Origin of the sequence: Streptomyces sp. NPDC049597, assembly GCF_040675505.1 — a bacterium.
Classification (GTDB): domain Bacteria; phylum Actinomycetota; class Actinomycetes; order Streptomycetales; family Streptomycetaceae; genus Streptomyces.
In genome coordinates this window covers 34,888-45,699 of the sequence record NZ_JBFAOY010000013.1, presented here as the reverse complement: position 1 = coordinate 45,699, position 10,812 = coordinate 34,888, and the positions used below count along the sequence as shown (strand labels likewise).

At 74.3% G+C, this 10,812-nt stretch carries 11 protein-coding genes; 7 read left to right on the top strand and 4 right to left on the bottom strand.

Annotation, left to right across the window (positions count from 1 at the left end; all coding sequences use genetic code 11):
• The first annotated feature begins 15 nt into the window (after positions 1–15).
• Positions 16–741 (top strand): ferritin-like fold-containing protein, encoded by a 726-nt coding sequence (locus tag AB0K02_RS16915; RefSeq protein WP_365993212.1) that lies wholly within the window; start codon positions 16–18, stop codon positions 739–741.
• A 166-nt stretch (positions 742–907) separates the two neighbouring features.
• On the opposite strand, the gene AB0K02_RS16910 is transcribed toward AB0K02_RS16915, so the two are convergent.
• The 4 genes from AB0K02_RS16910 to AB0K02_RS16895 all read right to left on the bottom strand — a co-directional run bounded on the left by AB0K02_RS16910 (position 908) and on the right by AB0K02_RS16895 (position 2,777).
• Positions 908–1,177, bottom strand: coding sequence for a hypothetical protein (locus AB0K02_RS16910; RefSeq protein ID WP_365993211.1), 270 nt, complete (start codon positions 1,175–1,177; stop codon positions 908–910).
• 193 nt (positions 1,178–1,370) lie between these two features.
• A complete protein-coding gene (locus tag AB0K02_RS16905) occupies positions 1,371–1,598 on the bottom strand; it encodes a DUF3107 domain-containing protein (RefSeq protein ID WP_365993210.1) in 228 nt (75 codons plus the stop codon).
• Positions 1,599–1,716: 118 nt separating this feature from the next.
• Positions 1,717–2,373 carry a TetR/AcrR family transcriptional regulator gene (locus AB0K02_RS16900; RefSeq protein WP_177150627.1) on the bottom strand — a complete coding sequence of 219 codons (657 nt, stop codon included), beginning with the start codon at positions 2,371–2,373 and terminating at the stop codon, positions 1,717–1,719.
• A gap of 182 nt (positions 2,374–2,555) precedes the next feature.
• The gene (locus AB0K02_RS16895) at positions 2,556–2,777 is read right to left on the bottom strand and encodes a hypothetical protein (protein ID WP_365993209.1); all 222 of its coding nucleotides are present in this window, start codon (positions 2,775–2,777) and stop codon (positions 2,556–2,558) included.
• A 136-nt stretch (positions 2,778–2,913) separates the two neighbouring features.
• Between AB0K02_RS16895 and AB0K02_RS16890 the strand changes: the two genes are divergently transcribed.
• From AB0K02_RS16890 to AB0K02_RS16865, 6 genes are all read left to right on the top strand, one after another.
• Positions 2,914–3,879 (top strand): alpha/beta hydrolase, encoded by a 966-nt coding sequence (locus tag AB0K02_RS16890; RefSeq protein WP_365993208.1) that lies wholly within the window; start codon positions 2,914–2,916, stop codon positions 3,877–3,879.
• A gap of 8 nt (positions 3,880–3,887) precedes the next feature.
• Complete coding sequence (locus AB0K02_RS16885; protein WP_365993207.1) at positions 3,888–5,168, top strand: DUF3152 domain-containing protein; 1,281 nt, start codon at positions 3,888–3,890, stop codon at positions 5,166–5,168.
• Positions 5,169–5,388: 220 nt separating this feature from the next.
• Positions 5,389–7,056 carry a DUF3492 domain-containing protein gene (locus AB0K02_RS16880; protein ID WP_365993206.1) on the top strand — a complete coding sequence of 556 codons (1,668 nt, stop codon included), beginning with the start codon at positions 5,389–5,391 and terminating at the stop codon, positions 7,054–7,056.
• Entirely contained in the window at positions 7,053–8,924 is a 1,872-nt protein-coding gene (locus AB0K02_RS16875) for a hypothetical protein (RefSeq protein WP_365993205.1), read from the top strand. The genes AB0K02_RS16880 and AB0K02_RS16875 overlap by 4 nt, the downstream gene beginning before the upstream one ends.
• 152 nt (positions 8,925–9,076) lie before the next feature.
• The gene (locus tag AB0K02_RS16870; protein WP_365993204.1) at positions 9,077–10,036 is read left to right on the top strand and encodes an NAD-dependent epimerase/dehydratase family protein; all 960 of its coding nucleotides are present in this window, start codon (positions 9,077–9,079) and stop codon (positions 10,034–10,036) included.
• On the top strand, positions 10,024–10,785 hold the full coding sequence (locus AB0K02_RS16865; RefSeq protein WP_365993203.1) for a spherulation-specific family 4 protein: 762 nt from the start codon (positions 10,024–10,026) through the stop codon (positions 10,783–10,785). Before AB0K02_RS16870 ends, AB0K02_RS16865 begins: the two co-directional genes overlap by 13 nt.
• Positions 10,786–10,812: the final 27 nt, after the last annotated feature.

The window sequence follows — 10,812 nt, the reverse complement described above, 5'->3', positions numbered from 1 at the left end:
GCTATTGTGCGCTGCATGGAGACGCCTGACAACGCCACTGAACACACCGGGATCGCCGCCCAGGACTGGGCCGCGGCCTCCGCAGACCCCCAGTACCGCGCCGCTGTCGTGGACCTGCTGGGCGCGCTCGCGTACGGCGAGCTGGCGGCCTTCGAGCGCCTCGCCGAGGACGCGAAGCTCGCGCCCACGCTCGGCGACAAGGCGGAGCTGGCGAAGATGGCCTCGGCGGAGTTCCACCACTTCGAGCAGCTGCGGGACCGGCTCACGGCCATCGAGGCGGAGCCGACGACGTCGATGGAGCCGTTCGCCCAGGCACTGGACGACTTCCACCGCCAGACCGCTCCGTCGGACTGGCTCGAGGGCCTGGTCAAGGCGTATGTCGGCGACTCCATCGCCAGCGACTTCTACCGCGAGGTGGCGGCCCGCCTGGACAGCGACACCCGGGCCCTGGTGCTCGCCGTCCTCGACGACACCGGTCACGGGAACTTCGCCGTCGAGAAGGTCCGCGCCGCGATCGAGGCCGACCCGCGCGTCGGCGGCCGGCTCGCCCTGTGGGCGCGGCGGCTGATGGGCGAGGCGCTGTCCCAGGCGCAGCGGGTCGTCGCCGAACGCGACGCGCTCTCGACGATGCTCGTGGGCGGTGTGGCGGACGGCTTCGACCTGGCCGCTGTCGGCGAGATGTTCTCCCGGATCACCAAGGCGCACACCAAGCGGATGGCGGCCCTGGGGCTGGCCGCCTGAGCGTCGGGCCTCACACGCACGCATCCGGCCGGCCGCCGGGCTTTCGTCCGGCGGCCGGCCGGATGCTTCCGCGTCCCGCTCGGAGGGGGCGCACCTCAGTGCCGCCTGAAGCGGCCGGGCTTCCTGCCCGGCCGTCCCTCCTCGCGCGGCCGGTCGTCCTCGCCCTTCAGAAAGGGAACGCGCGGTGCAGTCTGCGGGTGGAGGGGCGCAGCAGCAGCGACAGCAGCACCGCGCCGATCGCCGCGGAGCCGATCAGGGTCGCCAGCTCATGGCCGGGACCGAGCGCCACATGCGTCACATAGGCGCCGAACAGTGCGCCCAGCGTGCCCGTGGTGAAGACGGCCCGGCGGGACGGGAGCCGTTCGGCGAGGTGGCGCGTCGCGACCCAGGAGAGGACCAAGCCGATCAGGACGGAACCGAGCGCTTCCAGGAGCACTGCTGATCACCTCACGGACACCGGCGCGGGCAGGAACGGTCACAGCCCGTACTACCCCGGGGCAACGGATCACAACCCTCCCCCGAGTGGGCCAAATAGGGCCCTGAACTGGGGAATCCGGCATCGGGCAGGAAAGGGGCGAGGGCCCGGCGGGAAACCGCCGGGCCCTCGCCCGATGTGCTCGGCCCCGTGCTTACAGGGCGCCGAATCCCACACGTCGCGCCGTCGCCTCGCCGATCTCCACGTAGGCGAGACGGTCGGCCGGCACCAGGACCTTGCGGCCCTTCTCGTCCGTCAGGCTGAGCAGCTGCGCCTTGCCGGCCAGCGCATCGCCCACCGCGCGCTCGACCTCCTCGGCGGACTGCCCGCTCTCCAGAACGATCTCCCGGGGCGCGTGCTGCACGCCGATCTTGACCTCCACGGCTATGTCCCTCCGAACGGTCAGTTGCGTTGCGCGATCAACGCGCCGTACGGAGCACACATTAGCCGGGACACCGGATACGGCAGGCGCGGGCGGGGAACGCCAGGAGCGAACAGCTTCAGTGCTGTTCGGCCGGGTGCTGCTCGCTGCCGTGCAGCGGGAAGCCCGCGATACCCCGCCATGCGAGGGACGTGAGCAGCTGCACCGCCGTGTCCCGAGGGATGCCGGAGCCGCTGGAGAGCCAGTAGCGCGCGACGACCTGGGAGACGCCGCCGAGGCCCACGGCCAGCAGCATCGACTCCTCCTTGGAGAGGCCGGTGTCCTCGGCGATCACGTCCGAGATGGCCTCCGCGCACTGCAACGAGACCCGCTCCACGCGCTCGCGGACCGCGGGCTCGTTCGTCAGGTCGGACTCGAAGACGAGCCGGAACGCGCCGCCCTCGTCCTCGACGTAGGCGAAATAGGCGTCCATGGTCGCCGCCACGCGCAGCTTGTTGTCCGTGGTCGACGCGAGCGCCGTGCGGACCGCCTGGAGCAGCGACTCGCAGTGCTGGTCCAGCAGCGCGAGGTAGAGCTCCAGCTTTCCGGGGAAGTGCTGGTAGAGCACGGGCTTGCTGACGCCGGCCCGCTCGGCAATGTCGTCCATGGCGGCCGAGTGGTAGCCCTGAGCCACGAAGACTTCCTGGGCCGCACCCAGGAGCTGGTTTCTGCGGGCTCGGCGTGGCAGGCGTGTGCCCCGCGGGCGCGCCGCCTCTGTCTGCTCGATGGCTGTCACGCCGCCTCCCAAGGTGGTGAACAAGCACAGTTCTTCCGTACGCGCTGTGCGCCGCGCCGCCATCGTACTTTTGGGTAACGGCGGAGTGCGTGGCGCGGACGCAGAATTTCACGGACCGGACAGTCACGGAAGCTGGCTGTTGGCGGGCCATACGCTGACATACCGGCGGCAAGCGCGGCAGGTCACCGGTAGTCGTCCTCGTCGAGCGCCACCACGCGTGCCTGTTCGGCGGCGTCCGCCTCGTTCGCCGCGTCGGGATCGACGCGGTTCACCGGATCGTCCCGCTCCGGACGTACGTCGGCGTGCTGCTCGGCGGCGTCGGCCTCGGGGACCTCCGAGTCGTCGGTCGTGGCGGTGTCGTCGTCCTCGGCGAAGGTCTCGGGTTCAGTGGGATCGACTGTCATACCGCACCGCTTTCCCTGGAATCCGCCGTTTAGTACGAGCCTAGGAGTTCCTGATGGCGGGCGCTACGCGGTACGTGCCGCATCTGTGACACCGAACACACGAGTCATGGCGTGATCGTCTCGTAACATTGCCCGCATGTCTTCGACCGAGCTGCCGGGCACCGCCGCCGCGAACGCCGCGGTGGCCCCCAAGGTCGCGACCGTCCACGTCGCCGAGGGCGAGGAGCTGCGCTCCGTCACCCTGCCGGGCCTCACTCTGACCGTCCGTTCCCGCCCTCCGGCCACCGCCGGGCTGCCGCCCGCGCTGTTCGTGCACGGCCTCGGGGGCTCGTCGCAGAACTGGTCGGCGCTGATGGAACAGCTCGAGGACGTGGTGGACGGCGAAGCCGTCGACCTGCCCGGCTTCGGTGACTCGCCACCGCCGGACGACGGCAACTACTCGGTCACCGGGCACGCCCGCGCGGTCATCCGCTTCCTGGACGCGAGCGGCCGCGGGCCCGTCCACCTGCTCGCCAACTCGCTCGGCGGCGCCGTGTGCACCCGGGTCGCGGCCGTTCGCCCCGACCTGGTGCGCACACTCACCCTGGTCTCGCCCGCGCTGCCCGAGCTGCGCGTGCAGCGGTCGGCCATTCCCACCGGGCTGCTGGCCCTGCCCGGAGTGGCCCTGCTCTTCGCGCGGATGACGCAGGGATGGAGCGCCGAACAGCGCACCCGCGGGGTACTCGCCCTCTGCTACGGGGACCCCACACGGGTGACGGAGGAGGCGCTGCGCAACGCGGTCGCCGAGATGGAGCGGCGCATGCGCCTTCCGTACTTCTGGGACGCGATGAGCAGGTCGGCGCGTGGCATCGTTGATGCGTACACGCTCGGCGGGCAGCACGGACTGTGGCGTCAGGCGCAGCGCGTCCTCGCGCCGACCCTGCTCGTCTACGGGCGCAAGGACCAGCTCGTCTCGTACCGTATGGCGCGCAAGGCGGCAGCGGCGTTCCGGGACTCCCGGCTGCTGACGCTCCCGGACGCCGGGCACGTTGCGATGATGGAGTACCCGGAAACGGTCGCCCAGGCATTCCGGGAACTGCTCGACGACTGCAGTGGGAGCTGATCCGGGGCGTGGGACGACACAGCCGCAAGGGCCCCGCACCCAAGGGCGCCGGCTCCGGGGGCGCACCCGGTCCGGTCTCCGGGGAGCGGGACGCCGCCGTGGCCGGGCCCGGCAGCGGTCGGCGCAGGCGGTCGGCGGGCTCCGGCCCCGAGCAGCACACCTCCGCCGGGACCGGACCCTTCGCCGGGCCGGCCAGGGGCGGGCACCCCGAGCACCGCGAGTCCGGGGGCGGCTGGGGCGACTGGCAGACCGGTACGCAGCAGCAGGTGCGGACCGTGCCGCCGCCCGTCACGGTGGGCGGGCCGCGGATACCGGGCCCGCGCCGGGAGTTCGTCGAGGCCTTCGACGCACCGGCGGCCGGCCCGGCCCGTGACCCGTACGGGCCCGGCGGCGATCCGGCCCCCGAGCCCGAGGCGGGGCCCGACACCGAGGCACACGGCAGCGACGAGGCCGGGGGGCCTCCGGCCAAGGGCGGCAAGGGGCGCACGTTCACCGGCGTCGCGGCCGCCGCCGTGACCACGGTCCTCGCGGTCGTCGTCGCCGGCCAGGTGGCCGTCGACCGGCACGACAGCGCCGGCGCCCGGCCGCCGGGGCAGGACCGCGGGGCCGTGCAGGAGCGCCCGGGCCGGTCCGACGGCAGGGCGACACCCCCGCAGGAGGCGGCGCGGCCGCCCGCGCCGGCGCCTGCGACGTACCAGCAGCTGATGGCCCGGCAGTTCCCCATCGATCCCGAACTGCGGGCGTCCGGGGAATTCGAGGCGGTGCCCGGACTGGACAGGGCGCCCGGCACGGGGCGCAAGGTCCGCTATCGGATCGACGTCGAGAAGGGGCTCGCCCTGGACCGGGGCCTGTTCGCCCGGGCCGTCCAGGAGACGCTGAACGACGAGCGGAGCTGGGCGCACGGCGGGGCCATGACCTTCGAGCGCATCTCGTCGGGCCGGCCCGACTTCGTCATCACTCTGGCGAGCCCCGGCACGACCGCCACCTGGTGTGCCAAGTCCGGTCTGGACACCACCGTCGACAACGTCTCGTGCGACTCCGCGTCGACGGAGCGCGTGATGATCAACGCGTACCGGTGGGCGCAGGGCGCCGAGACGTACGGGCCGGGCGCGATGTTCGCCTACCGGCAGATGCTCATCAATCACGAGGTCGGGCACCGGCTCGGCCACAACCATGTGAACTGCCAGACGCCGGGGGCACTGGCGCCGGTGATGCAGCAGCAGACGAAGTCGCTGAACATCGGCGGCGTCGAGTGCAAGCCGAACCCCTGGGTGCACCCCGGGAACTGAGGCCGCGCGGAGCTGGCCGCAACATGACTCTGCGTGACGAGAACGCACTGTAGCGCGACGGAACGCTACCTGGGTGCGAAAGTTACGTGCATTCACCCCTTCTGGTGGCGCGATGGACAACCGTCCGTCGCGCCACCGCCACATCCGCATAACGTCGTCCCGCTGTTGAGCCGCCGGAAACCAACGGCGGCCGTCCACAAGGGAGATCGGGGGTGCACGCGTGCGGATCGGACTGCTCACGGACGGTGGCTACCCGTATACGGCAGGTGAGTCCGGGCTCTGGTGCGACCGGCTGGTGCGCGGCCTCGCGCAGCACGAGTTCGACGTCTACGCGCTCAGCCGCGGCGCCCGGCAGGAGGCGCTGCCCGCTCTGCCGCCCCAGGTGCGCCAGGTGCGCACGGCGCGGCTGTCGGGGCCCGCGGACGACGGCGTGCGCCACGGGCGGCGCGAACGGCGGCGTTTCGCCGGGCACTTCGGGGACCTGGCGGCGGGGATCTGCGCCGGCGGCGACGGCTTCGCCGACGGCCTGTACGGCCTCGCGGACCTGGCCCGCGACCACGGCGGACTGCACGCGGCCCTGCGGTCCGAAGCCGCCCTCGACACCCTGGAGTCCGCCTGCCGGGCGCCCGGCGCGCACCGCGCCCTCAGGGGGGTGACCGTCGCCGACGTGCTCGGCGTCGCCGACCGCCTGGAGCACGCCCTGCGCCCCCTGTCGCTCGACTGGTACGAGGACGACGCCCTGCCCTCGGCCGACCTCTGTCACGCCGCGTCCGGGGGACCGGCGGCGCTGCCCGGCCTTGTGGCCAAACGCTTCTGCGGAGTCCCGCTGCTGGTCACCGAGTACGGCGTCCACGTGCGCGCGCGCTATCTCGCCGGGCGCGAGGCCGGGCTGAGCGCTCCCGTGCGAGCCATGCTCGCCGGCTTCCACGGGCGACTCGCCGCCGAGATCTACCGGCAGGCCGCCGTCATCACCCCGGGGAACGGCCACACCCGGCGCTGGCAGGAGAAGTGCGGTGCCGACCGCTCCAGGCAGCGCACGGTGCACCCCGGCATGGAGGCGGACCGTTTCGCGGCCGTCGGCGAGAGCGACGACGCCGGGGACGGACACACCCTCGTCTGGGTCGGCAGGATCGAGCCGGCCAAGGACCTCGTCGCTCTGCTGCACGCCTTCGCGGAAGTCCGCAAGGAGGAGCCGGCCGCTCGCCTGCGGCTCTTCGGCGCACCGGCGGAGGGCGAGGAGGCCGCGACCTACCTCGCCCACTGCCGGGCCCTGGCCGCGCAGCTCTTCCCCGACGAGGCCGCGGACGCGCACGCCGTCGGGGACAATCCGGTCTCCTTCGAGGAGATCGGCGGCCCCGAGACGCCCGAACTGGCCGACGCCTACGCCGCCGGCGCGGTCGTCGTCCTGTCCAGCGTGGTCGAAGGGTTCCCGGTCGGCCTGGTCGAGGCGATGTTCTGCGGCCGGGCCACGGTGTCCACGGACGTCGGCGCGGTCGTCGAAGTCATCGGCGGCACGGGGCTGGTCGTGCCCCCGCGCAATCCGCGGGCGCTCGCGGACGCGTGCCTGGCGCTGCTGCGCGACCCCGAGCGTCGGGCGCGGCTGGGCGCGGCCGCGCGTGCCCGGGCGCTCGAACTCTTCACCGTGGAACAGAACCTGACGGCGTTTCGCGGCATCTACCTGGAGCTGATCTCGCACTCGCCGGTGCAGCGGGAGGCCGTCGACGCCGACGGGGAGCCGCTGCCCTTCGCGCATCCCGCCGAGGCGCACGTGCCGGGCGGCTGGGCGGGCGGCGCGGGCACGCACATGCCGAGCTGGGCGGCGGCCCCCGGACCGGGGCTCGTGGGCGCCGGCTCGGCACCCGAGACCGGTAAGGAGGCAGGCCGGTGAACGCCTCACGCGTCACGGGGAACACGGCCCCCGAGGAGCCGACGGCCGTGCGCCAGGACCCCGGCGAAGGCCGGGAGACCGCGGTCGGCGACGACCACGTCCGCGCGGTGTGGGCCCTGGCGGCCCTCACGGCACTCGACGACATGCGCGCCGAGTCCCCGCCCGGTGGCGCTCGGGGGGCTGGCCCGGAGCCCTCCTCCGAGCGGGAGCGGTCCGGCGTGGAGGGCGGGGGGCCGGCCGGCGGTGCGCCGGGGCGCGGGGGCGGCCCGGAGCGTGTCCGGGATGCGGGCGTGCAGGACCGATCCTTCGGGGAGGGCGAGACCCTGGACGGGGCCCGCGCTGCCGAGCCCCCCCGTCGTACGGCACCGGCCGGCGCGCCCTCGGAGCCCCAGGCCGGGGGCGGCCGGGCCCATGGCGGGCCGGGCGCACTTCTCGGTGCCGTCGACCCGGCGGCCGTGCGTACGGCACCGACCGGCGCACCCCCGGAGCCCCAGGGCGGGGGGGGCCGGGCCCATGGCGGGCCGGGCGCACTTCTCGGTGTCGTCGACCCGGCGGCCGTGCGTACGGCACCGACCAGTGCGCCCTCGGAGCCCCAGGCCGCCGGCGGCCTGGCCCACGGCGGGCCGGGCGCACCCCCCGGTGCCGTCGACCCGGCGGCCGCCGGTGGTCCCCGGGCGGACGGACACCGCCAGGCGCCCGCCGAGAGCAAGGGCGGCCCCGCACAGGACGGTGCGGTCACGCGCGGCGCGGCCGTGCGGGACCGTTTCGGCAGTGCCCGCGCGCCCGTTCGGGGCGAGTCCGCCAGCGGCGCCGTGCGGCGCGGCGGCGTCGATCCCGTCAAAGGGCTCATCCACCGGCACCGCGACCTGTGCGAACAGGCCGTCGACCCCCTGGAGATCGCCGCCGGGCTCGAGGCCCACGGGCTGACCGACCGCACGGCCGCCCGCTTCCGGCACCGGGACGTGTTCTCGCTCGCGGAGGAGATGTTCGCGCGGGCGGAGCGCGTCCCCGCGACCACCGACGACCGCCCTGCGCACGCCGCCGATTCGCGCGCAGGGCGGGCAGGGACGTACCTGACGACGCTGCTGCCGGGCCTCGTGTGCGCCCTCGCGGTCGCGGGCACCGTCGCCACCGAGGGCACCGCCCGGCTCGCGTCCGGCGTGATCGGCGCACTCGCCACGGGCCTCGCGCTCCTTTTCGCGCTGCGCAGCGGCCCGCTGCGCGCCCGAGGCCGTACGCTCCCCGCCGCCCGCCTGTGGACACTCTGGCTGCTCCTCTACGCGGCAGGCGGCCAAGGGCTGACGGCCGAGATCCTCGCCGGAGGCCCCGACGGCCCCTGGCCCCTGACCCCGGCCCCCGTCGTCGTGCTCGCGCTCGCGGTCGCCCCGGCGGCCTGGTGCGCGGACCTCTTCGCCGCACGGGCGCGCCGCAGGCTCGGCGCCAGCCGCGGACTGGACGACTTCGCCGCCGGGACCCGCCCCCTGCTGCTCGCCGTCCTGCTGTTGTACGTCGCCGCGCTCGGCGCACTCGTCGCACTGACCGGGCTCGTCCTGCCCGGCGCGGGGACGCTCGGGCCGGCAGCGGTCCTCGGCACGCTGCTCTTCCTGGCCCGGCTGCTCGTCGTCCACGGCTTCCCGGAGCCCGCGTCGGCCGCCCTGGCCGCCGCCTGCGCCGCCGAGGCCGCGGCTCCGGCCCTGCTGCTGTCGGGCAGGCTGCCGGGCCTCGACGTCGTCGCACGCCCCGTCGAGGCGCTCGTCGCGGTGTGGGGCACGGCGGCCGTACCCCTGCTGGCCTGCGGGGCCGCCGCGCTGGGACTCGCCGCCCACGCGTTCGCGGTGCTCGCCCGGGCCTCCGCCCACACCCGCTGAACATCCGCACACCGATGGAACAGGCCGACGTGGTCCGCGGAGCCGACACCGCGACACCCGGCGCCCATGGCATCGCACGGCAAGATCCGAAGGAGACTGCGCATGACCCCGCACCACCCGCACACGGCCCGTCGGCACCGAGGAGCCGCACGATGAGGGTGCTACTGCTCGGTGCCAACGGATTCCTCGGACGGTTCGTCGCCGACCGGCTTCTCGCCGATCCGGCCGTCCACCTCACGACGCTCGGCCGCGGCGACGACGCCGACGTGCGCTTCGACCTCTCCGGCGGCAGCCCCGGCGCGCTCACGCGTTTCCTCGGAGCCGTCCACCCGGGCGTCGTCATCAACTGCGCGGGCGCCACCCGCGGCGGGGCCCGCGAGCTGACCCGGCACAACACCGTCGCCGTCGCCACCGTCTGCGAGGCGCTGCGCCGCAGCGGCTGCGGCGCACGGCTCGTGCAGATCGGCTGCGCCTCGGAGTACGGCCCGTCCCAGCAGGGCTCGTCGACGGCCGAGGACGCCGTGCCGCGCCCCGGCGGGCCGTACGGGGTCAGCAAGCTCGCCGCCACCGAGCTGGTGCTCGGCTCCGGACTCGACGCCGTCGTCCTGCGGGTCTTCTCGCCCGTGGGACCCGGCACCCCGGCCGGCTCCCCGCTCGGCCGCCTCGCCGAGGCGATGCGGCGGGCGATGCAGCAGGGCGACGGGGAGCTGAAGCTCAGCGGGCTCGGCGTGCAGCGCGACTTCGTCGACGTGCGGGACGTGGCGCGCGCCGTGCACGCCGCCTCGTTGTCCGCCGCGCAGGGCGTCGTCAACATCGGCACCGGGCGCGCGGTGAAGCTCAGGGACGCGGCGGCGACCCTCGCCCGCGTCGCCGGCTACGCGGGCGCGCTGCACGAACTGGACGCTCCCTCGATCCGCCCCGGCATCGGCGCCCCGCGCACCGAGTCCGTCGTCGAGCACCTGGCCGCCACGCCTTCCCCGTACCCCGACGGGTGCGGCGGCTGGCAGCAGGCCGACGTGCGCACCGCGCGGGACCGGCTCGGCTGGCGGCCCCGCATCAACCTCGAGGAATCCCTCGCCGACATCTGGATGGAGGCGGCATGCCGCATCTGACGAGTTCCGGAACCACGCTCTCGGCCACCGGCGCGGACAGGCTTGGCTTCGGCATCCCGGGATACGCCCATCCGCTGCTCGCGCCCGTCGAATGGGCCGAGCTGACCCGGCCGGGGGCCCCGCTGCACTGGGTGGTCCTCAATGTCGCGGACGGTCCCGGCGCCCTGCCCGACCCGCACTGCCTCGAGGCGGCGGGCCGGCTGAAGAACGCCGGGGTCCGCGTCCTCGGGCATCTCGACCTCGCCCACGGACAGCGCTCGTTCGGCGACATCGTCTGTGACGCTCAGCACTTCGCCGACTGGTACCGGGTCGACGGCTTCCTCCTCGACCGCTGTCCGGTCGAGCGCGCGGACCTGGCGCAGGTGCGGCGCACCACGGCCACGCTGGACGCGATGACGGGCGGCGGGCACCTGGTCCTGGGGCACGGCACGCACCCGTATCCCGGCTACGCGGAGGCGGCGGACCAGTTGGTCACGTTCTCCGGGCCGTGGACGGATTACCGCTGGTCGCAGGTGGCGGAGTGGACGGCGGACTACCCGCCGGAGCGGTTCGCGCACTTCGTCCACGGGGTGCCGCGCACGCACCTGATGGAGGCCACCCGGATCGCACGCTGGCAGGGGGCCGGGACGATCTTCTTCACCGACCGGGGGTCCCCGGACACAAGAAAGGGGCAAAGTCGCCCATACGAGGCGCTGCCCGGCTACTGGGACGAAATTGTCTCGCAGATCGGACCGGGTGTCTCGGAATGAGAAGGGCCGTGGCAGTGTTACCGGAAG

Excerpts from the sequence above, each read along its gene's own strand:
- AB0K02_RS16915 (WP_365993212.1), top strand. The coding sequence starts at position 16 with ATGGAGACGCCTGACAACGCCACTGAACACACCGGGATCGCCGCCCAG.
- AB0K02_RS16895 (WP_365993209.1), bottom strand. The coding sequence starts at position 2,777 with ATGACAGTCGATCCCACTGAACCCGAGACCTTCGCCGAGGACGACGAC.
- AB0K02_RS16890 (WP_365993208.1), top strand. The coding sequence starts at position 2,914 with ATGTCTTCGACCGAGCTGCCGGGCACCGCCGCCGCGAACGCCGCGGTG.
- AB0K02_RS16870 (WP_365993204.1), top strand. The coding sequence starts at position 9,077 with ATGAGGGTGCTACTGCTCGGTGCCAACGGATTCCTCGGACGGTTCGTC.
- AB0K02_RS16865 (WP_365993203.1), top strand. The coding sequence starts at position 10,024 with ATGCCGCATCTGACGAGTTCCGGAACCACGCTCTCGGCCACCGGCGCG.